Origin of the sequence: Snodgrassella sp. B3088, assembly GCF_026535815.1 — a bacterium.
Taxonomy (GTDB): domain Bacteria; phylum Pseudomonadota; class Gammaproteobacteria; order Burkholderiales; family Neisseriaceae; genus Snodgrassella; species Snodgrassella alvi_E.
This window is the reverse complement of sequence record NZ_JAFNPG010000002.1, coordinates 264,499-286,751: the sequence shown is the minus strand read 5'-3', so window position 1 is coordinate 286,751 and position 22,253 is coordinate 264,499. Positions and strand designations below refer to the sequence as shown.

The 22,253-nt window shown below is 44.0% G+C and carries 23 protein-coding genes; 15 read left to right on the top strand and 8 right to left on the bottom strand.

Going from position 1 to position 22,253, the window contains the following annotated elements; genetic code table 11:
* Nucleotides 1–6: 6 nt before the first annotated feature.
* The 4 genes from gmhB to glyQ are packed head-to-tail and all read right to left on the bottom strand — an operon-like array spanning nucleotide 7 to nucleotide 4,085.
* The gene (gene gmhB, locus J3U75_RS01740; RefSeq protein WP_100140101.1) at nucleotides 7–582 is read right to left on the bottom strand and encodes a D-glycero-beta-D-manno-heptose 1,7-bisphosphate 7-phosphatase; all 576 of its coding nucleotides are present in this window, start codon (nucleotides 580–582) and stop codon (nucleotides 7–9) included.
* An 8-nt stretch (nucleotides 583–590) separates the two neighbouring features.
* A complete protein-coding gene (locus tag J3U75_RS01735) occupies nucleotides 591–1,040 on the bottom strand; it encodes a cell surface protein (protein WP_257377999.1) in 450 nt (149 codons plus the stop codon).
* 41 nt (nucleotides 1,041–1,081) lie between these two features.
* Nucleotides 1,082–3,145: a glycine--tRNA ligase subunit beta gene (gene glyS, locus J3U75_RS01730; RefSeq protein WP_267390220.1), complete on the bottom strand. Its 2,064-nt coding sequence runs from the start codon at nucleotides 3,143–3,145 to the stop codon at nucleotides 1,082–1,084.
* Between the two features lie 22 nt (nucleotides 3,146–3,167).
* On the bottom strand, nucleotides 3,168–4,085 hold the full coding sequence (glyQ, locus tag J3U75_RS01725) for a glycine--tRNA ligase subunit alpha (protein WP_100152480.1): 918 nt from the start codon (nucleotides 4,083–4,085) through the stop codon (nucleotides 3,168–3,170).
* A gap of 179 nt (nucleotides 4,086–4,264) precedes the next feature.
* Between glyQ and trhA the strand changes: the two genes are divergently transcribed.
* The 5 genes from trhA (at nucleotide 4,265) to J3U75_RS01700 (ending at nucleotide 6,924) form a co-directional block, all read left to right on the top strand.
* Entirely contained in the window at nucleotides 4,265–4,888 is a 624-nt protein-coding gene (gene trhA, locus J3U75_RS01720) for a PAQR family membrane homeostasis protein TrhA (protein ID WP_267390219.1), read from the top strand.
* 77 nt (nucleotides 4,889–4,965) lie between these two features.
* A complete protein-coding gene (locus J3U75_RS01715; RefSeq protein WP_267390218.1) occupies nucleotides 4,966–5,832 on the top strand; it encodes a MetQ/NlpA family ABC transporter substrate-binding protein in 867 nt (288 codons plus the stop codon).
* Between the two features lie 78 nt (nucleotides 5,833–5,910).
* Entirely contained in the window at nucleotides 5,911–6,225 is a 315-nt protein-coding gene (locus J3U75_RS01710; protein WP_267390217.1) for a DUF2288 domain-containing protein, read from the top strand.
* Nucleotides 6,226–6,290: 65 nt separating this feature from the next.
* On the top strand, nucleotides 6,291–6,695 hold the full coding sequence (locus J3U75_RS01705) for a type IV pilin protein (RefSeq protein WP_100140096.1): 405 nt from the start codon (nucleotides 6,291–6,293) through the stop codon (nucleotides 6,693–6,695).
* 100 nt (nucleotides 6,696–6,795) lie between these two features.
* On the top strand, nucleotides 6,796–6,924 hold the full coding sequence (locus tag J3U75_RS01700; protein ID WP_267390215.1) for a hypothetical protein: 129 nt from the start codon (nucleotides 6,796–6,798) through the stop codon (nucleotides 6,922–6,924).
* A gap of 165 nt (nucleotides 6,925–7,089) precedes the next feature.
* On the opposite strand, the gene J3U75_RS01695 is transcribed toward J3U75_RS01700, so the two are convergent.
* Complete coding sequence (locus J3U75_RS01695; protein ID WP_267390214.1) at nucleotides 7,090–7,905, bottom strand: META domain-containing protein; 816 nt, start codon at nucleotides 7,903–7,905, stop codon at nucleotides 7,090–7,092.
* A gap of 132 nt (nucleotides 7,906–8,037) precedes the next feature.
* Between J3U75_RS01695 and J3U75_RS01690 the strand changes: the two genes are divergently transcribed.
* Together J3U75_RS01690 and serC are read left to right on the top strand one after the other, a co-directional pair.
* Nucleotides 8,038–8,853, top strand: coding sequence for a competence/damage-inducible protein A (locus J3U75_RS01690; RefSeq protein WP_267390213.1), 816 nt, complete (start codon nucleotides 8,038–8,040; stop codon nucleotides 8,851–8,853).
* Between the two features lie 313 nt (nucleotides 8,854–9,166).
* Nucleotides 9,167–10,270 (top strand): 3-phosphoserine/phosphohydroxythreonine transaminase, encoded by a 1,104-nt coding sequence (gene serC / locus J3U75_RS01685; RefSeq protein ID WP_267390212.1) that lies wholly within the window; start codon nucleotides 9,167–9,169, stop codon nucleotides 10,268–10,270.
* Nucleotides 10,271–10,727: 457 nt separating this feature from the next.
* Here the strand turns inward: serC and nadC are convergent, their stop codons facing one another.
* Entirely contained in the window at nucleotides 10,728–11,576 is an 849-nt protein-coding gene (gene nadC / locus J3U75_RS01680) for a carboxylating nicotinate-nucleotide diphosphorylase (RefSeq protein WP_267390211.1), read from the bottom strand.
* Between the two features lie 282 nt (nucleotides 11,577–11,858).
* Complete coding sequence (locus tag J3U75_RS01675) at nucleotides 11,859–12,815, bottom strand: NUDIX hydrolase (RefSeq protein WP_267390210.1); 957 nt, start codon at nucleotides 12,813–12,815, stop codon at nucleotides 11,859–11,861.
* Nucleotides 12,816–13,035: 220 nt separating this feature from the next.
* On the opposite strand from J3U75_RS01675, the gene nadA reads away from it, so the two are divergent.
* Nucleotides 13,036–14,268, top strand: a complete 1,233-nt coding sequence (nadA, locus tag J3U75_RS01670; protein WP_267390209.1) for a quinolinate synthase NadA — start codon at nucleotides 13,036–13,038, stop codon at nucleotides 14,266–14,268.
* Nucleotides 14,237–15,760 carry an L-aspartate oxidase gene (gene nadB / locus J3U75_RS01665; RefSeq protein WP_267390208.1) on the top strand — a complete coding sequence of 508 codons (1,524 nt, stop codon included), beginning with the start codon at nucleotides 14,237–14,239 and terminating at the stop codon, nucleotides 15,758–15,760. Before nadA ends, nadB begins: the two co-directional genes overlap by 32 nt.
* Before the next feature lie 3 nt (nucleotides 15,761–15,763).
* Here the strand turns inward: nadB and J3U75_RS01660 are convergent, their stop codons facing one another.
* Nucleotides 15,764–16,282, bottom strand: a complete 519-nt coding sequence (locus J3U75_RS01660) for a TlpA disulfide reductase family protein (protein ID WP_267390206.1) — start codon at nucleotides 16,280–16,282, stop codon at nucleotides 15,764–15,766.
* Nucleotides 16,283–16,552: 270 nt separating this feature from the next.
* Between J3U75_RS01660 and arsC the strand changes: the two genes are divergently transcribed.
* The 6 genes from arsC (at nucleotide 16,553) to J3U75_RS01630 (ending at nucleotide 22,203) form a co-directional block, all read left to right on the top strand.
* Complete coding sequence (gene arsC, locus J3U75_RS01655) at nucleotides 16,553–16,909, top strand: arsenate reductase (glutaredoxin) (protein WP_100140085.1); 357 nt, start codon at nucleotides 16,553–16,555, stop codon at nucleotides 16,907–16,909.
* Nucleotides 16,910–17,578, top strand: a complete 669-nt coding sequence (locus J3U75_RS01650; RefSeq protein ID WP_267390205.1) for a YdcF family protein — start codon at nucleotides 16,910–16,912, stop codon at nucleotides 17,576–17,578.
* 279 nt (nucleotides 17,579–17,857) lie between these two features.
* Nucleotides 17,858–19,147, top strand: a complete 1,290-nt coding sequence (gene hemL, locus J3U75_RS01645; RefSeq protein WP_267390204.1) for a glutamate-1-semialdehyde 2,1-aminomutase — start codon at nucleotides 17,858–17,860, stop codon at nucleotides 19,145–19,147.
* Nucleotides 19,148–19,765: 618 nt separating this feature from the next.
* Complete coding sequence (locus J3U75_RS01640) at nucleotides 19,766–20,032, top strand: hypothetical protein (RefSeq protein ID WP_100140082.1); 267 nt, start codon at nucleotides 19,766–19,768, stop codon at nucleotides 20,030–20,032.
* Between the two features lie 126 nt (nucleotides 20,033–20,158).
* Entirely contained in the window at nucleotides 20,159–20,821 is a 663-nt protein-coding gene (locus tag J3U75_RS01635) for a response regulator transcription factor (RefSeq protein ID WP_100140081.1), read from the top strand.
* Nucleotides 20,797–22,203 carry an ATP-binding protein gene (locus J3U75_RS01630; RefSeq protein WP_267390203.1) on the top strand — a complete coding sequence of 469 codons (1,407 nt, stop codon included), beginning with the start codon at nucleotides 20,797–20,799 and terminating at the stop codon, nucleotides 22,201–22,203. The genes J3U75_RS01635 and J3U75_RS01630 overlap by 25 nt, the downstream gene beginning before the upstream one ends.
* Nucleotides 22,204–22,253 lie beyond the last annotated feature (50 nt).

Below are 22,253 nucleotides of genomic sequence, written 5' to 3'. Positions count from 1 at the left end.
GTTAAATTATTCCTCGGCTGATTTTTCAGCCTGTGTACGACAGAATTTAGCAAAATCAAGCAAATCGTCATACACCTGCGTATCTTCAGGCAAAGTTTCCATTTTTAGCGTTTCTTTGCCTTTCCCCGTTAATACCAGTATTGGATGGCCTCCGATGGCTGCTATTGCTTCCATATCACGAATACCATCACCGACCAGCCATGTATCCTCTGCTCTCATATGTAGCCGGTCGAGTATATCCAGCAATAAACCCGGCTGAGGTTTGCGGCAATGGCATTTTGCATTGCTGGTGTGCGGACAAAACCACACACCGCTCAGTCGACCACCAGCTTTCTGAATATAATTGTGCATTTTCCCATGCACTTCATTCAGTTGTTCCATCGTGACTTGATTGCGCCCGATACCCGACATATTTTCTGCTACCACTACCGTGTATCCGCTTTGAGTTAGAAAGGCCACCGCATCCATGCTGCCTGGCAGAGGATGCCATTGATCTGGATCACTAATAGGCTGCGGCTGCATTGCATTGAGCACCCCATCTCGATCAAGAATAATTAGTTTGCCTTTTCCACTCAATATCATAAATATCCTTACTGTGCAGGTTTCAGACTTTGCCTCCACTGCATCAGGGCACTATCAAATACCCCGTCCAGTAAAGCCTGATTTTCATCGGAAATTTCGACATGATAAAAGCTTTCCAGCGCCGGCGTATTCAGTGTTTGGACATAATCTTCCATAAAACGACCATACCCCTCCTCTTCATCATCGTAGTAATACAGAGAAAAGCGGCATCCTTCTTCGTTAAAATCACTGTCTTCCAGACAGCCAGCCATATTATTTAGTACAAATTCAGCACCACTTATCGCCTGTGCCTTTAAAGCGCCCATGTCTTCTTCTGCTGCTTCATCCCATTCTGGATTGTACAGACCACGCCGCACAATCCAAGACCAATAATATCCCATGTGTGTGGCCGCATTGGCCAGAGCCAATGCCGGCGGATAATCTTCTTCAGTATGAAACACCACATTATCTAATATCATAATTCAGCTTTCATCTATTAAGGGAACGGGTTAAGGCAGTACTACTCATTCAAAAGAGCAATATCAGCCACAGCATTCATCTGGTGAGACAAAAACAGTAATAAAGCCAGACGATTATTTCTGATTGCCTCATTTTCATCCATTACCATTACATTAGTAAAGAATACATCCACCTTTTTTTTAATACCGGTGAGTTCGGACAATGCCTGAATAAAGTCTTGTTTTCTCATAGCTGCCTGAATGCGCACAGCGACTTCTTCAGTAGCATGGTATAGATTCAGTTCATCCTGTTCTTGCAATTTTGAAGAATCAACAGCTGGCAAAGCTGATACGTCCGTTTTTTTCAGCAGATTATGTACACGTTTATTCGCAGCGATCAGCGCTGTTGCTTCCTCAAGCTGCTTAAACTGGGTAACAGCGACTAAACGCGCGTCTAATTCACCCAAATCATCCACTTGTCCTGCAAGTACCGCGGCAACCACATCCTGCTCATAATTATTCTGCAACAGAATATCCAGTCGAGCCTGCATAAATCCGGCCACTTCAGCTACAGTATTTTCCGCTAGTTTACCGGCAGGGAAAGTAGCAAACGCGGCCTTTAGTAATGGCTGCAGCGCCAAATGATGCTGCATGAGCATGCGCAAAATACCCAGAGCACTACGACGCAAGGCATATGGGTCTTTATCACCAGTAGGAACAAGGCCGATACCCCAAATACCTATCAAGGTTTCAAGTTTGTCAGCCAGTGCCACTACCGTTCCCAACACATTATCCGGCAAGACATCATTAGCAAAGCGTGGCCAGTAATGTTGTTCTATCGCGACAGCAACATTTGGATTCTCACCATCATGCAACGCATAATATTTGCCCATTGTGCCTTGTAATTCAGGGAACTCTCCTACCATATCAGTCAGTAGATCAGCTTTAGCCAGTTCTGCAGCACGTGCAGCCAGATTAACATCTGCATTTAACAACGGAGCAATTGTTTTAGCTAGACGGATAATTCGCTGAACTCTTTCAGCCTGACTACCCAGCTTATTGTGATAAACCACATTTTGTAAACGAGGTAGACGGCTGGCCAACGTAAATTTCTGATCCTGACGGTAAAAGAATTCTGCATCGGCTAGACGAGCACGCAATACCCGTTCATTACCATGAATAATGTGAACTGGATTTTCAGTCTGTAAATTAGACACTAGCAAGAAGCGGTTAATCAGCTTACCGTCACCGCTAAGTAGTGGAAAATATTTTTGATTCTGCTGCATGGTCAGAATCAGGCACTCTTGTGGTACCTGTAAAAAACGCTCATCGAAACTTGCCTGTAGTACCACCGGCCATTCTACCAGCGCGGTTACCTCATCCAACAGTCCATCTGCATAAGCCACATGCGCATGCAGCGATTCGGCCGCAGTGCTTAAATCTTGCTCAATACGAGCACGACGATCAGCAAAACAAACTACTACTTTACCTTGTTCCAGCATTTGCTGTGCATAATCTTCAGCATGCTGAATAATAATTCTGCCTTCGCTCAGGAAGCGATGGCCTAAAGTCCAATTTTGGCTACTCAGACCCAATACACTACCAGCAACGATTTCACTGCCATGCAACATAATCAGTCCGTGCACCGGCCGTACAAAAGTAAACGTACTACTGCCCCAGTGCATAACCTTGGGAATAGGCAATTTTTTAATAGCCTGATTAAGAATTTCGCTTAAGAGAGCACTTAAGGGCTGGCCTGCCTGCGTATATTCATACGCATACACCATCTGTTTGCCATCATTTATCTGTGTAAGCTGACTAATTTCAACCTGATTGCTGCGTGCAAATCCCTGCAAGGCTTTAGTGGGTTCACCATCTTTCATACCGGCTGCCACACTAGGCCCTTTTTTGATAATGCGCTGGTCTGCCTGTACTGCTTTTACATTCTGAACCAGTACGCCCAAACGTCTTGGCGCAGCAAAGACCTGATAATCAGCCACACCATCTGTGAGCTGTGCTTTTTCCAGTCCGTCCACAACTCCGGCAGCAAGACTCTCGCCCAAATTATTCAGCGCCTTAGGTGGCAGTTCTTCAGTACGCAGTTCAATTAATAAAGGAGCATTCATGCAAATAATACTTTCATTCGAATCAGGCTGTGTGGCCGGTAGATTTTTTGTTCAGTAGAGGGAAACCAAGTTTTTCACGGCTTTCCACATATTTATGCGCCACCGCACGACTTAATGCACGCACACGGCCAATATAGGTGGCACGTTCGGTTACCGAAATTGCACCACGCGCATCAAGCAGATTAAATGTGTGTCCTGCTTTCAGCACCAGTTCATAAGCAGGTAGTGCTAGACTAATATCTTCAACAGCCAACAGACGTTTGGCTTCAGCTTCATAATCATTAAACTGTGTCAGAAGCCAATCAGCATTACTGTATTCAAAGTTGTAAGTAGACTGTTCAACCTCATTCTGATGGTAGACATCACCGTAGGTCACAATCTGTCCGTCTAGCGTTTTCGCCCAGACCAGATCGTAAACATTGTCTACACCCTGTAAATACATTGCCAGCCGTTCAACACCATAAGTAATTTCACCGAGCACTGGCGAGCAATCCATGCCCCCCACTTGCTGAAAATAAGTGAACTGAGTGACTTCCATGCCGTTAAGCCAAACTTCCCAGCCTAATCCCCAGGCACCAAGCGTTGGATTTTCCCAGTCATCTTCCACAAAACGGATATCATGCTGACGTGGGTCTATTCCCAGCTCCTGCAAAGAAGCCAAATACAATTCCTGAATATTATCTGGAGCCGGCTTTAACGCTACCTGAAACTGATAATAATGCTGCAGACGATTAGGATTTTCTCCATAGCGTCCGTCTTTAGGCCGGCGGGAGGGTTGAACATAGGCAGCAAACCACGGCTCAGGCCCCAGCGCGCGCAGACAGGTGGCCGGATGGCTGGTACCCGCACCCACTTCCATATCCAGCGGCTGCAATACCACGCAGCCATGACGAGCCCAGTAGTTCTGTAATGTAAAAATTATTTCTTGGAAAGTCAGCATGAAAGGAAATTTCTGATAGTCTGCAAAATTATCTATTTTACTGTGCTTACTAGCAGTTGAACAGCCATCATTCAGTACTAAAACACTACCTCATAGCAAATAATAAACGAAAAAACACTTGCACCCTAACGCAGGTAGTGAAACGATAGACTCTTAATTAATTGCCAAGTTATTTCAATATGTATTATGGCGAACGTTTTAACGCTTACTCTCACCTGACCGGCTTTATACTATCTATCATTGGAACGGTCTTTCTGCTAATAAAATCTGTACTGTATGGCGATGCTTATCGAATAGTCAGCTCGGCCATATATGGTGGTAGTCTGATATTTCTGTATGGTATCTCCACTTTGTATCATTCCATCCGCTCACATCACGCTAAAGCCGTACTACAAAAATTTGACCACTGCGCCATATATTTGCTGATTGCCGGTAGTTATACTCCTTTTACACTCACCACACTCAACGGTGGCTGGGGCTGGTCCCTATTTGGTATCTCATGGGGACTGGCAATATTTGGTATCATTCAAGAAGTGACTATCGGGCGTAAAAGTGAAACTCGTATTCTATCCTTGATACTATATTTATTGATGGGCTGGCTAATTATTGTTGCCATCTATCCACTGATACACCACATGTCCGCTCCCGGCCTCTTCTGGCTTATTAGCGGTGGATTGGCATACAGTATTGGCATATACTGGTTTATTAATGATGAAAAAATCCGCCACGGACATGGCATCTGGCATATTTTTGTGATGCTGGGCAGTCTAGCGCAATTTATTTGTGTCTATGCCTACATATGAGAACAAGAGTCAGATGCGTCTGATAAAAGACACTAAACAATCATTCTGCATACTAACGATTAAAAGAAAGACATTGTGTGAAAATAATTCTGAACACCCTCTTTGTTTGCCTGAGCCTCCTGTTCCTTTCAGCCTGTGGTGGCGAAAAAACTCAGCACTCCGCTGCTTCATCAGTTCAAACAAAAAAAGAAATTATCATCGGCACCACTGTAGGCGATTTTGCTGACATGGTGCGCGATCAGGTCAAGCCTGAACTGGAAAAACAAGGCTACCACGTTCAGCTATTGGAGTTTACGGATTATGTCCGTCCCAATCTTGCTCTGGCAGATAAATCTATCGACATCAATGTATTTCAGCATAAACCTTATCTAGATGATTTTGCCCAGTCTCGTCATCTGGCCATCATGCCCGTGTTTCAAGTTCCAACTGGTCCGCTCGGTATCTACAGCGGCAAACTACATGAGCTGAGAGCAGTCAAAAGTGGTTCTAGTGTCTCTGTTCCTAACGATCCTTCTAATCTTGCCCGCGCATTGGTGATGCTGGATAAGCTCGGCTGGATAAGTCTAAAAAACAATATTAACCCGTTGAAGGCCTCACTAGCAGATATAGCCAGTAACAATAAACACATCAAGCTGGTGGCGCTGGAAGCAGCCCAATTACCTCGTTCTCGTCACGATGTGGATTTTGCGGTCATCAATGGCAATTTTGCCACGAGCTCAGGACTAAAGTTCACATCAGCATTATTCCTTGAACCTGGCTACACCTATGTCAACTGGGCAGCAATTCGCGCGGCTGATAAAGATACCCAATGGGTAAAAGACATTACTGCTGCGTACAATTCAGCAGCGTTTAAACAATATGCGTTTAAACGCTTTGCCGGATATAAATATCCAGAATCATGGGGCATACAAAGCACTCCTCCTGCATCTACTGCGTTACAATAATTTTTGAAGTGGTTTTAACAGGCATTTTGTTACCGGTATCTATAACAAAATGCCTTTTTTAGCAAACATAAGATAAACATGAAACCAGATGATTTAAGTATGAATACTGAAGTACCATTGGAACATAAAATTAATCTGGAGACTGCCCGTATCAGCTGGCACGAACTCCAACCCTATTTTGCCCGCGGCAACTGTATTTATATTGCACCTGAGCTGGATTTAGTTACCATTGCACATAAGATAGCAACAGACGACAGTGCTGCCATTGCACTTTTGATTCAGGAAGGTAAAATTAGCAAAGTCAGCGACATAATGGCACAGCAATTTTTTGATAATAATCAGTCGATGTGGGCTGTTGTGGTAAAACCTTATGTGCTGGTGCAGCCAGATTAAGCCCGTATCGAGAGCAGATAAATCATAAGCAATTAATCAGCATTCATAATAAGGAAGAGAATACAATGCATCGTCACCATTACGGTTTCACCATGATTGATATGATGATAACCATCGTTATTATTGCCATTCTGACTGCCATCAGCTATCCCACTTATCATAATTTTGTTCTTAAAGCCAGAGCAGAAAATGCACGCGCTGATATCTTATCCAATATAAACATGCTGGAAAGGTATTATTCCCAAAACAAAACATTTGTCGGCTACAACAAACTTGAGCAGAATCGAAGTAAAACTTTTTTTACTTTAACAGGTATATACAATCCTAGCAGCTATACACTAATTGCTACCCCAAAGGCAGCTAATAGTGGGGAAACAAAAAGTGTAGTCTATAGTAGTTTAAAGGGCATGCTGCTTTGTACTAACCAAAAAGATGATAATGGAAATTATACAGATTGCGATATTTTCTAGTTTTCAATAGTTAAATATTGATCTGAACCACTACATTTTTTTCCAAATCACAGTATTCATTGAAACGTTGAATCACTCAACTAAGAAAAAGAGAAAACACATGCAAATACTGAAATCAGTCCTCTTGATCACCACAATATTTACACTGGCCAATACCATCAATTTACTTATCAAAATCAAGTCAGCAAAGATGGCCGCAGCAAATCCATTAGCCGCAGTGGCAGACTGATTCAAAATAAAAATAATCAGACACTGATACTTGATAATGCGGCAGGTCAGCCAGAAATCTACTTAAAACAATAAATTCAGTTCAATTTCTTACGCACTGAAATACCAGCATAATAAAAGGCAATGAAATTTCATTGCCTTTTTCTGCTTCAATAACCCGTACTGCTTATTTACGTTGATGTTTATGTTTAGGTGTATTCACCGCTGAGCGCTCAATAATCTGATCCAATTTATAAACATATTGGCTTTCTGCAGAGGCATCGGCTGGTTTAATTTCATATACGTTCAAACGTAAAACTTGATTTTCGGACGGATTAAACTGCCAACCATCAATCGTACCAGCGAAATTACGCCATACACCATTTTTAACTTTGATACCCTGCTCGTTATAGGTCACTTCACGTACTTTCAGGCATTGAGCAGCACCCTGCGCTGTCTGACAAGCCTGAGTTTCTGGGCTAATTTCCCAAAATACCACTGTTGGTTGTCCATACTGTGCTGTTGCAGTAGGCACACCCCGCCACAGCAAATGCTCACCTCGGCGATTTTCAATCCATAGCTTTGGTTCAGCATTCTGACTATCTTCAGTATTCAATAAACCAGCATGTAACTTCTGGCCGTTCATAAAAGATACAACTGCTGCATCCTGCGCCATGACATCGGGAGCACACGCTTTCATCGTACTTACCGGCGCCTGAATGTGCATATCTTCTCCGTTCAGTTGGTAAACCGAACTGATATTATTACAGCCACCAGAAACATTTAGCCGCTGACCGTTAAAATTCAGTTTCAGATTGGTATTGCCTGCAAGGCTAGCCAAAGGTCGGCCGTGCCGGTCTGTAGCTTCTGCCAACTGCCAATCATAAGCACTGAGTAGCTGCGCATTCGCCGCACGCATATTCACCTTACGGTCAGAAGTGTGGGCACAGGCAGCAAGACTACCTGCAACCAAGGCAGTGATGGCCAATTTTTTGATACTCATAATCACATCCTTGCTAAAATAACACGACACCTGCACATTAAAATAAATTTGAGCATAAAACAATAGCCACGTTTTATATCATTGAAATATATAGCCATACTGCAACAACAAACACAACTCAGGAGAACCAGCATGCAAATCGGCATCATTATTATCGGCGATGAAATTCTGAATGGATCAAGACAAGACGGTCATTTTATATTTTTTAAACATTTATTTAAGCAACACGGCCTTCAAATGGCATGGGCACAGTATCTGCCCGATGACTGCGATACCATTACTCGCCAGTTGAAACAGTCTTTTGAAGAAAAACTACCCGTATTTGTAACCGGCGGTATTGGCGCAACACCAGATGATCACACTCGCCAAGCTTGTGCGGTTGCTTTGAATCTACCCTTGCAGGCTCATCCTGAAGCACTAAAAAATATTGAAGCAATTTCAATCAGACAAGGCGACACACTTAATAGTCCATCTCATTTACAGCGTGCCAAAATGGCTGAATTTCCACAAGGGGCAGCGCTTATTCCCAATCCGTTTAATAATATTGCCGGCTTTTCTATTAAAGAGCATTATTTTTTCCCCGGCTTTCCCAAAATGGCACACCCCATGGCTGAATGGGTGCTGAATACCTATTACAGCAAGAATTTTTTTCAGCATCAGATCACGGCTAAAGCCGCGCTGGTTGACGGTGTACCTGAATCCAGAATCGCCCCCTTGATGGAGCAGATTGAACAAAAATGGCCAGGTATCAAAACGTTTAGCCTCCCAACTATTCGGGAAGATTTGCCTAACGATGAACAAATCCATCAATATCGTTTGGAATTTGGTTTAAAAGCATGGGATAAAAACTGCGAAAATCTACCTCAAGCATGGCATGAAGCTCTACACAGCTTAAAGCAGCTTGGGGCCACCAAAATTACCTTACTGGAAAACAGCAGTGAGGGCTAAATCAGATTCTCTATGCGATTAAAGGGGTCTGACAACCAGATAAATCCGGTAATTTATAGAAAATTTACCTGAGCAAAAGCAAAATAAAAGGGTTTCAAACTAAATCTTTCTCGCTCACAGGCAGAAAAAACCATACTTTCGCTCCTTTACATGCAAAACGGTTTTGTATTTGCCTTTCATTTGGCAAACAACTAGAATTCCAGCAACTCAAGACTTCACCTGGTTTTGCGTTAAACCTCAACGCGGTATGCAACATTTCCACGGGACGCAAAACCTCTATACATACAGCTTAGCAACAGGTTTTAAATTATTCATGACAACACTGCACAAATACAATTTTTCTGCCGGTCCGGCCATTCTACCTGAGGCCGTATTACAGACAGCTCAGGCTGAAATGCTGGATTACAATGGTACCGGCACTTCAGTCATGACCATGAGCCATCGTTCCGATGCTTTTCTCAGTATCCTGCATCATGCAGAACTGGATCTGCGTCAGTTGCTGCATATTCCAGATAATTACAAGGTTTTGTTTATGCAGGGCGGCGCCAGTGCTCAGTTCAATATGGTTGTCATGAATCTAGCCAATGGTTTTAAACGGGTGGACTCTGTTGTGAGTGGCAATTGGAGCCGTATCGCCCACAGCCAGATGGGTAAACTATCTGATGCTGAGATTCATCTTGCTGCCCATGGTGGTGATCTGTATAACTATACTGATGTTCCGGCACCAGAAACTTGGGACGTTGATCCAGATTCTGCTTTCGTTCACTACTGCATTAATGAAACTGTGCATGGCCTGCAGTATCGCAATATTCCCAAACCCGATGGACTACCACCGATTGTCTGTGACATGTCGAGTGAGATACTTTCACGGCCAATTAATGTTGCGGATTTTGGCTTGATCTATGCCGGTGCACAAAAAAATATCGGCCCTTCTGGTGCCACCATTGTGATTATCCGTGAAGATTTGCTTGAACGCTGCTCCGATCGCATACCGGACGTATGGAATTACCATAGCCATATTATCCGTCAGGGCATGTATAACACACCAGCCACCTATCCGATTTATATTTCTGGTTTGGTATTCCGCTGGCTACAGGCCAATGGTGGTGTGGAACAGATGCAGGCTATCAATACCATGAAAGCAGAAACTTTGTACTCCGCCATAGATAACAGTAATGGTTTTTATATCAATAATGTAAAAGAACATGCGCGTTCGTACATGAATGTTATTTTCCACACACCTGAAAAAGAGCTGGATAAGCTATTTGTGCAACAAGCTAATGCGTATGGATTATGTACGTTACAAGGCTACAAATCCATGGGAGGCATGCGTGCCAGTATTTATAATGCTATGCCATTACAGGGTGTAGAAGCCTTAGTGAGCTTTATGCAAGAATTTCAACGCCGATACGGTTAATAGATTCTGTTTTGTATCAGTACGGTGCAGCCATATGAGGCTGCACCTTTTTATATGAATCATTCTGTTTTCTATGCATGTGTAAAAAATTAAAACACTAATTTTTTATTACAGCCATATTTACAATTCAAACTAACACGCAATAAAACGATAGTATTCAGGATGCAGAAATATTTAAAAGCCGCTACTTGCCTCACTTTACTGTGTGTTATCATCAATAAACCTGAAAGTGTTTTCTAACTCAAGCACTTCGGCCATTTCCTAAATTGAAAACGTCTGAAACCCACCTACTATGTTTTCTGGTTTCGTAACCTAATCCATTATTGTATTTTTGATACTTTCTATAACAAGCAGGCTTAAAAATTAGCAATATTCTGTTCCATATAAGCTTAGCAAAGTGGAAAATATCAAACATAATAAGAATTTCATCTTTCTGGTCCAGGAAAGTCAATCAGGTTTACTGATAATCCAGACCAATATCAAGATAACGCACGCTATGCGTCAGATAGCCCATTGCCAGAAAATCTACACCGGTTTGTGCTGCAGCCAAAAGTGTATCTGGACGTAAATTACCAGATGCCTCTGTTTGACATTGCCCTTTGCACCAGCTTACTGCTGTTCGCAATTCTTCCACAGACATATTATCCAGCAATACTAAATCAACACCTACATCCAGTACCGGACGCAGCTGTTCTAGCGTATCTACCTCCACCTCTATAGCAATAAGATGTCCTGCATAAGCTTTTGCTTGCCGTAGGGTAAGGGCAATGTCACCTCCGGCCAGAGCAATATGATTATCTTTAATCAGAATAGCATCGTCCAGTCCCATTCGATGATTACGTCCCCCACCCATTCGTACTGCATACTTCTGAATAGCGCGCAGGCCAGGCAAAGTTTTTCTGGTACAGGTGAGCAAGGCACCTGTAGGCGCAATCAGTGTCTGAAGTTCGTGTGTGGTAGTGGCAATACCGCTTAAATGAGTCAGAAAGTTTAGGGCTGTACGCTCAGCAGCCAGAATAGCCCGAGCATTACCTGTAACCTGTGCCAGCACAGTATTTGCGGGAATGATATCACCATCATTTTGATATATTTTAAATTTTAGATTAGAGTCGATTAATGCAAAGCTTTGCCGTGCCAGTTCTAGCCCGCATACTACTCCTTCTGCCCGAGCCACGATGCTGAATTGTGCAAGGCTCTCGACCGGTACAACTGCTTGGGAGGTAATGTCTCCGCGGCGCCCCAGATCTTCCACTAGTGCTGCCTGTACTAATGGACGCGTAATAATTTCAGGTAAATCATTCATCATGATTTTCTCATTTGTATTTATACTCGTTTAGAGTATATATGAGATAAGACTTTTACGAAAAGGAAAATTTAGACAGGTCTTGATTTAATTTTTGCTATAAGGTTGATGCGCGCCAGAAGTGCGTTCAGTGTTCACAATGCCAAAAGCAGGATTAGATAAACTCTAATTCTGTATTTTAATAAAGTAAGCATCTTAGCTCTGCCGCAACATGTGCGGCATATGTATCCCTATGATATTTATGTCAAAAAATTTTGTTAAAAATCTTTATGATACAGAAAGGTATTAGATGTGATTACCAATCAATGGGAGCCGATAACCGGAAAGCAAGCTTTCTTGCAATACATTTTCATTAAAACGGTATAGTTGTGCCGGACGTCCACGCTCTGCAACCATAGTTTCACCAGTAGCTACAACAAGCTGCTGATTGTTAACCAAACGACGAAAATTTTGTTTATGCAGCTCCACACCATTCAATACTTCAATACTGCGCTGCAACTGATACAGAGTGAATTGGGGCGGCATTAAATCAAAAATAACTGGCCGGTATTGTAATTTAGCGCGCAATCTCGACACAGCCGTAGCCAGAATCCGACGATGATTAAATTGCATGGGACGACCAGTTAATTGTGGCGGAAGCTGATTATCATAATACGGTGACTCAGCAATAATGCCTGTCTCATACATCAACTCATAGCGCAGCAGAGCATTTTCGGCAATCCAGTGCTGCCCGTTTATACCCCAACATAAATTCAGGCGTTGCTGCCGCTGATTACGGATTTCCTGATTGGGTGCGGCATCTACCCAGTTCTGCATCGGCAGAATCAACTGGTTGAGAATATGCGCATGTTGCGGACGACGGCTGTCTTCCCATGGAAAGTATTCATACCAGTCTTGCCATTTTGCTTCCAGCGTCAGGCCACTTTCAGCCGTCTCTTTTACTAGACCTAGATAACTAATATTGATAACTGCCTGACCATTGTGATGGCTACGCTTCATGTCAACAAAAGTATACAGCTGTTCAATATAGCCAAGTGGCTGACCGGTCTGCTGATGTACCCATGTTCTTGCTCCAGCCTGCAAAGAGTGGTGCACTGGTTTTAACGGACCAAAAGGCAATAAGCTGCCATCGTGAATGGTAAGCACGCGGGCACTAAAATCCGTTACTGCAAACAACACGGCCACCAGCTCAGCTGCACTATCGCTATAACTGGATGAGGGTAAATCAGCTGTTGTGTGCATGCAGATAATACTCCTTAATCAACACTCATTAATTGTAAAGAAAATGTTGCCAAAAAACAAAACCTGCGCAGCCGGTTTTTATGAATCAGCCATTCATTCAGCTCTTTAATGAAATCACACCATTATCAAATCTATTTACTTTCTTCCCGTCACGTTCTTTACATGTTGCTTTATATACTCATATTGAGCATAATAATTTAATCCTGATTAAGGAGTGTCTATGCAAACTGTACCCAACCATAAGCAATGGCGTGCTTTTGATTATGAAAAACCATCTGTACAGCTAAAAAAATATGCTACTGATGCAGCTACGCATGGTCAGCCTGCCACGACCGTACTGGAATGTGCATGGGCGAAAATTCCATCGCAACCAACTAAAGAACAGAAGCAGGCTTATTCTGAGCAAATTACTACATTATTGCAGCAGCATCAGGCAGTAATGCTCGCACATTACTATGTTGAACCAGAATTACAGGATTTGGCTCTTGCTAGCGGAGGTATGGTGGGCGATTCGCTTGAGATGGCGCGCTTCGGTGCCCGCCATCCGGCACAGACACTGCTGGTAGCCGGAGTGAAATTCATGGGCGAAACAGCGAGCATACTTAGTCCAGAAAAAACCATACTCATGCCGGATTTGCAAGCAACTTGTTCTTTAGACCTCGGGTGTCCGGCAGATGAATTCACAGCTTTTTGTAATCAGTATCCGGAACGAACTGTCGTGGTTTATGCCAATACCAGCGCTGAGGTTAAAGCCCGTGCCGATTGGGTTGTTACCTCTTCGATTGCGATTGAAATCGTATCTTTTTTACATGCTCAGGGTAAAAAAATTATCTGGGGACCGGATAGGCATCTAGGCGAATACATTCAGAATCTGACCGGTGCTGATATGGTGCTGTGGCAGGGCTCCTGTTTGGTGCACAATGAATTTAAAGGGCAAGAACTGGCATTGATGAAAGCCCGTTATCCGCACGCTAAAGTATTGGTACATCCTGAATCGCCGGCAACAGTAGTGGCTCTGGCAGATGTGGTTGGTTCTACCAGCCAGTTGCTACAGGCAGCAATCAACGATACGGCTGATTCTTTCATTGTAGCCACTGATCAAGGCATTCTGCATGAAATGACCAAACAGGCACCAGCAAAAACATTTCTGGCGGCGCCCACTGCCGGTAATGGTGCTACTTGTAAATCGTGTGCTTTCTGCCCATGGATGGCCATGAACGGTCTAGAGTCCTGTATCGATGCGCTGAACCACCAAGAGCAGCATCGCGTACAACTTCCAGCAGCATTAAGCCAGCAGGCCAGCTTGTCGATCCGGCGCATGCTTGAGTTCTCATCAGCCTGGCGTGAATTTCAAGCTTTTAGCTCTACATCTAATACTTTAAATATTTTATCCGATCAGTTTATTCCTTGGATCAGACAACATGACCACTTTGCCTCCCTGCTCAACTGCTGAGACAGATGTGCTGATTGTTGGTGCCGGTCTGGCCGGACTGACAGTGGCTTTATCTTTACCTGAACATTTTCATATTACGGTTGTAGTCAGGCAAGACTTGTCAATATGTGCCAGCACTCTGGCGCAAGGCGGTATAGCCGCTGTAATCGATGAAGCAGACAGTGTGGCTGAACATGTAGCCGACACCCTTATTGCCGGAGCAGGAAGCTGTGATGAAACTCAGACAGCCACCATTTTGGTTGAAGGTGCTAATGCAATTGAGTGGTTATGTGCGCATGGGGTGGAATTCACGCGTGAAAATGGGCAATTACATCTCACACGCGAAGGTGGACATGGCAAGCGGCGAATTGTGCACGCAGCCGACCACACAGGACACAGCATCACCGAAACCCTTCAGCAACAGCTTCTGGCTCGCCCCAATATACAAGTACTCACCCATACTTTCATAAATGAGGTGATACTGGAAAATACTGTTTGCACTGGCGCCAGTGTCACGATAGCAGACAGTGGTGAAACCATTCTCATTCGAGCTAAACATACGGTATTGGCAAGCGGTGGTCTGGGTCAGTTATTCTCGCTGACCACTAATCCACTTACCGCCACTGGGCATGGCGTCGCTGTAGCTGCGCTGGCGGGTTGCAGAACACGACAGCTTGCTTTTGTACAGTTTCACCCCACTGCGCTTGCACTACCAGCTAATCCGTGTTTTCTGATTTCAGAAGCAGTACGTGGAGAAGGCGGCATTCTGCGCAACAGCCAAGGGCAGCGCTTCATGCCTCAATATGATGAGCGCGCCGAATTGGCACCCCGAGATATCGTCGCTCGTGCCATCGCTGCTGAAATAGCCAAATCTGGCCATCATTGTGTCTATTTGGACATTACGCATTTATCTGCTGACTTTATCCGCACACATTTCCCGCAGATTTATCGGCATTGCTTAAAGCAAGGGCTTGATATTACCTGCGAATTCATTCCAGTTGCCCCGGCAGCGCATTATGCCTGTGGCGGTATTATCACCGACACGGCTGGCCGTACCGATGTGCCACAGCTATATGTTATTGGCGAAACCGCCAGTACGGGCTTACACGGAGCCAATCGTCTGGCCAGTAATTCTTTGCTGGAATGTGTCGTTGTTGGGCGGGCGGCCGCCGCCAGTATGGCCGCTTCAGATTCTCATACCCTGACTTGGCCTCAACATCTAAAGAAAGAATCGACCGAGCTATTGTGGCAACAGCCCGTGCAGACATCTGTTTCAGTGCCAGATATGCATACATTTAGCCTACAAGCACTGCAAAAACTCATGAGCCGATATTTTGGTATATGCCGACGCACTGAAGACATGCACACATTACACATGCAGTTACAGCAATGGTACCTGCATGCTGTCAGCCAGACAGATAAACTGACTCTGGTTACAGCACTACTGATGGTACAAGACGGTTTAAATCAAACAGAAAATCGTGGTGCACACTTTAATGTTGATATTGCTTAAAATTTATATATGTATTTTACGTTGAGCACATTGTTTTTTGGCGGCTGCAAGCGCCTGATTAAGCTTGTCTTCAGTTAACCTACCAATCAAAGACTGTTGAAAACCGCATTCTGTCGCCCGTACCTGCGTGTAAGGTATGCCGCCAATACTATTGCCGAACTGTCTCATCCAAGCTCTGCTGTCCGTGCCGGTGTAGCGATATAGCGGGTAGCTGACTTTTATCTGACGGGTAAAGCGTTGTAAATTAGCCTCAGTGTCTAGTGCCACCCCTGCTACGTTTACCCTGCCTTTACCTGATTTCTGTTGCTGAAGATACCAGCGCGAAAGCATAGGCATTTCACTACGGCAGGAAGCACACCATGTCGCCCAGATATTAATCACTTGTACAGTACTATTTGCTGGCAATACTGCGGCCTTACCTTGAGGCCAGCTTTGCAGCTCTGCTGCCTGCACGTGCAATCCGCCAGAAATCAATAAACTTAATACCACTGTTTTTTTCAAAACACGGATGAATTGAAACATAGCCTTTCCTAAATATTACGTTTCACAGCAGTAATTATAAAATATTTTATTTACAATTTCGGCGCCAACGCGGCAAGCTGTTTATTCACCATACTACTTTTAGTTTTAATACCTAAGCCAAGCATGTATTTTTATTCAAATAATTTATTTACACTCACTACTGAAACTTAGTCTGATCTTTAAAATAATTAATAATACTTGTCAAAATTTGAAGTTTCGTCCACACTTCCTATTTAGATTTTCCATTTATTTTGAAGTTCAGGGATAATCATGACAAATACCGTCATACTGTATCATAACCCTAATTGTTCTAAATCCCGTGCCGCCTTGTCTTTACTACAGGTTCGCAATGTCAACACTAAAGTCATTCCCTACCTGACCGAACCATTATCCGAGGCACAGATTCGCGCGCTAAAGCAGAAGCTGGCCATCCATTCTGCAAGGGAGATGATGCGCAGCAAAGATGATTTATATGCACAGCTCAATCTGGTAGAGGCAGATGAAGATACCTTGATTGCAGCTATGGCTGCCCACCCTATTCTCATTGAGCGTCCTATTGCTGTCTTTGGCGATCATGCAGCCATCGGCCGGCCGTTAACCAATATTGAAGCCTTATTAGAGCAATAAATGTCCAATGGCACACGCTTCGGCTTCTGGTATTGTCTGCGTAGTGTGATTACTGCCGGTAGCTTGTTTGTTGCCGCCAATTACGCCATCAGTATGGCGACTGTCTATCAGTTTAGCCATCCGCAGCTGCTCAGTGAAGCCGATGCAGCCATTGTGCTCGGTGCTGCGGCATGGGATAAGCGCCCGTCACCGGTTTTTCGTGAACGTATCAATCATGCCATCAATCTTTATCGCGCGGGAAAAGTAAAAAAAATACTATTCACCGGTGGTAGTCCGCGCAGCGGTTTTATGACTGAAGCAGCGGTAGGTCGTCGTTATGCTATTCGCAACGGTGTAGATGCCAGCGATATCATTTATGAAAATCATTCACGTGACACTTGGCAGAATCTGGTGAATGCTCAGGCAATTGCTGAAGATAATGATATAAACACTTTTATTATTGTTAGCGATCCCTATCATTTGGCGCGAGCCTGTATCATGGCCCGCGACTTAGGATTGGATGTACAGGTTTCTCCCACCCCTACTACCCGTTATACCGCTACCCAGTCCAAACTACGTTTTCTGGCTCAGGAAAGTTATACCCTCATGGTCTACCAGTGGGTCAAGCATCTCGCTCACTTTCCCCAGTTGATTCAGTCATTCCGCAGCAAATTTTCTTCTTTTTCCTAAGCCAACCGGCACTGGCAGAGCAATGAAATAGCTGCTGGCTACAGGATACCCTTACGCGTTTCGTTATTTGCCAATCAGGATATAGCATTATTTTCTGTTGTTTGAATCTTTATTGCTATGTGTAGCAATTGAAACTTTTTATGCCAGCCTGTTTGGACACACTATGAAGCATCTAAGCGGCTGAATGATTCAAGTCCCTTATCGAGTGTGCACAATCAATAGTATGATTATCCCTAAATGCCATTCATCCGGCATCATTTTATAACAGAGGTTAAAATCATGGATCGAAATCAGCAATTATTCGAACAGGCTAAAACCATTATTCCCGGCGGCGTGAATTCACCGGTAAGAGCCTTTGGCAGCGTTGGTGGTATTCCCCGCTTTATTAAAAAGGCGCAGGGTGCCTATGTGTGGGATGAAAATGAAAGCCGCTATATCGATTATGTCGGTTCGTGGGGTCCGGCTATTGTGGGGCATGCACATCCGGAAGTAGTAGAAGCCGTGTGTCACGCAGCAGAAAATGGCCTGTCTTTCGGTGCACCCACCGAAAATGAAATCCGTATTGCCGAAGCAATCCGCCATATTATGCCGAGTATGGAACAAATCCGGCTGGTTAGCTCCGGTACAGAAGCCACCATGAGTGCTATACGGCTGGCTAGAGGTTTTACTAAACGTGACAATATTATCAAGTTTGAAGGCTGCTACCACGGCCATTCTGACAGTTTACTGGTCAAAGCAGGTTCGGGTCTGCTGACTTTCGGCCATCCCAGTTCTGCCGGAGTACCTGAGGATTTTAGCCGCCATACGCTTGTGCTGCCCTACAACGACATTGAAGCATTAGAGCAAACTTTTGCCAGCAAGGGCGACAGCATTGCTTGTGTGATTGTAGAACCGATCGCCGGCAACATGAATATGATACCGGCCACATCAGAATTTGTGCAGGCCATGCGCAGACTCACTGACCAGTATGGCAGCGTATTAATTTACGATGAAGTTATGACCGGTTTTCGTGTCGCACTGGGCGGTGCACAGTCTATTCACGGTATCAAACCTGATTTAACCACCATCGGTAAAATCATCGGAGGCGGCATGCCGGTAGCGGCTTTTGGCGGGCGTGCAGATATTATGTCCTGCGTTTCCCCCTTGGGTCCTGTATATCAGGCTGGCACTTTATCTGGTAATCCAGTATGTGTAGCTGCAGGACTTAAAACGCTGGAAATTATCCAAAGACCAGATTTCTACAACACACTCAGCGCCCGTACTTTAGAACTGAGTAAAGGTTTGGCCGCCATTGCAGAAGAAGCAAATATTCCTTTTACTAGTCGCAGTATAGGTGGGATGTTTGGCTTTTATTTCACTGCCGAGCTTCCGACTTGTTTTAGCGATATGCAGCGGTGCAATCAGGTATTGTTTAAAGAATTTTTCCATGCCATGCTGGCTCGTGGCGTCGCTTTCGCTCCATCTGCTTATGAGTCCTGTTTTGTTTCTGCCGCTCATAACAGCGAAATCATTGCTGACACACTGGGACTGGCTGCTGAATCCATGACTGAAATTGCTCGTACTGTTTAACACAGTTATTTTTTATTTGTTACCGGCGTAACCTTTTTGGATACGCCTTTTTTATTCTGCTGAGAATGTTTGAAACACAACAAATATACGCTGCTTACACAAGTCTATGGTCTCAGTTTTAACCAGAAACTCATTAGCATAACTTTTGAAATTCAAATAATTAATCGTGCTTTTGATATCTCCAATTTTATCTCTGACTTCTCGGAAAAGGTTTTCGCTATTCCGATGTATAAATAGAGTTTAATAATGAGATTTTTGACATTTTATTGCGTAATATGGCAATCGCAGATGATGTTTAATCTGGCTTTTCTACCGTTTTTTTAAAATTTTCTCGGGCATTGACGCTAATTTGCGCTTACATTTGTCAGATAGCAGTTAATAAGCGTCATTTTATTTCACTAAAAACGGCTACTATGCCCGCAAAATACCTAAAAACTTGAAGATTAAAAAGAAAATTAATTTAAACCTGTAGTATATATAATTTATTAACTTATAATTACATTTATTTAACAATAAAATACATTTATCTAAGTCTTGCCTAAGTATTGGCGACCATACTGTTCAGCAACAAGAACCGAGATGGTTATTGTCCTAAACTACTTAAATTGGAGATTTGTCATGAAAAAAATCACTGCTGCTGTTGTAAGCGCTATTTTTGGTTTAACTGCTGCTGCTTCTTTTGCTGCTCCTGCTGCAGCCACCACTACTACTACCACTAACACCACTGCTGCTACAACTACTGTAAAACCAGCTGCTAAAACTGTTAAACCGGTTGCTAAAAAAGCTCAGGTAAAACGCACTCACGCTAAAAAAGCACACGCCAAAAAAGCTGCTGCTAGCACTACTACTACCAAACAAACCACTACTACAACTGAAGCAAACTAATCAGTCTGCGGTTAACGTTTGAACAAAACCGTTTCAGGTATCCTGAAGCGGTTTTTGTTATCATAGGCAGCCTGAAGCCTGAAACAATATCGGCTCAACACTGTCTACGTGGAAAATTGTTAACCCATGCGAATTTTACTTCTTGAAGACGACAAGATGATAGCAGAAGCACTTAGCGATATGCTTCATGTTGCCGGTTTTGCAGTTGATTGCGTGACTGACGGCTTAGCCGCAGAAAACGCCTTACAGCCTAACATCTATGATATCGCTTTACTAGATATCGGTGTACCCAAGCAGGATGGTCTTAGTGTATTGCGCCATCTACGTGCAAAAAACTTTGATTTGCCTGTAATTTTGATTACTGCCCGTGATACAGTGGAAGAACGAATCAACGGTCTTGATAGTGGTGCAGACGACTACGTAATCAAGCCTTTTGCCCCTACGGAGCTACTAGCGCGGATCCGTGCACTTCTGCGCCGACGTAGCGGGCATGCCAGTCCAGTGTTGAGCAATGGCATTATCACCCTGAATCCGGCAACACGGGAAGTAAGTGCCAATGGACAATCTACTCGTTTGTCAGCCAGAGAATATGCCTTACTGTACAGTCTGCTGTTGCAGCCGGGTACAATATTGTCGAGGCAGGAGCTGGAAGAAAAAATCTATGGCTGGAATGAAGAAGTGGAAAGCAACGCCGTAGAAGTAGTTATTCACGGTATTCGCAAAAAACTCGGCAGCAATGTCATTAAAAATGTGCGGGGTCTGGGATGGCTGGTGGATCAACGCGGATAGTTTCATCGCTTCAATGGCGCTTATTATTGGTAATTACTATTGTAGTTACCTTCATTGCCATCATCGGCGATATTCTCGCCTATCAGACTGCTTTTCGCGAAACACAAGACTTGCAGGATGCGCAGCTGGAACAGATTGCCCATTTACTCGACCCACGCAGCTCCATTTTGCGTCGGGACACACAAGAAGATCTTAACTTTCCTGAAAGTGCACGCACGTTGCCCAAACCACGTGTACTGGCACAAACGCTGGATTCGCCTTATCTTAATATACTGATGGGTGATGACAATGCAGTGCAGAACTTGCAACAGTTACAGGATGGCTTTCACAATTTCACTACTGTAGCACGGCACTGGCGTGTATACATCCTTACCCGTGAGCGCGAACGAATCGTTGTCGCTCAGCGCACAGCCTACCGCAATCACATTGCCAAAGACAGCGCCCTGAGCGTGGTATGGCCGTTCTTGATTCTCATGCCCCTACTGTGGCTGTTTACCGCTATCTGGATTAGACGTCTATTTCGTGCTACGCAGGAAATGAGCACCGAACTGACTGCCCGCAATGCCAATGATTTATCGCCTCTGGACACCAAGCATGTACCCACAGAAATCCGTCCGTTTATTATTGCTTTAAACCGACTGTTTAGCCAATTGCAGGCGGCAATAGAGCATGACAAAAAATTCATTAGCCATGCTGCACACGAATTACGCACGCCCATCACTGCACTAACCATTCAGATAGCGCGTTTTGATGATCCAGATTTAACAAAGGACATACAGCATAAGCTTATCGGGCAAATTAGAGCCGGTATTGCACGTACTGAGCAATTACTCACCCAGCTGCTATCCATGGCACGGGCACAGCATCAGCAACAGCAGCACATACAAGCAGCCCATGCCAGCACCGACTTACTCCCTTTATTGCGCGACCTGATTGCAGAAATATTGCCACTGGCAGAACAAAAACAGCAAAATTTAAGTGTAGATATCAATGAAGACATCAAACTACCAATCAGCACCAATGATTTACATACAATTTTAAAAAATATTCTGTGCAATGCCATTAAATACACACCGGCCGGTGGCCACATCAGCATTCATACCCAACAAAATGCAGAAAATGAATTATCTATGTGGATTGAAGACAATGGTCAGGGCATCGCTGAATCAGAAAGAAAACTTGTTTTCGAACCGTTTTACCGCATTCTTGGTAACAATGAAAACGGTAGTGGTCTCGGATTAGCCATCGTAAAAACGCTGTGTGAACAGTGGCATATAAGTATTAGTCTGGCTGATTCCAGCTTGCATAACCATGAAGATAAACCCGGGCTGGCTGTGATTCTACTTTTTAGCATTCCTGACATCCAAATCCAGCCACAATAACGGCCAAATAAAATAGAACTGTAGGAATGGCTGGTTATAATAATTTCCGC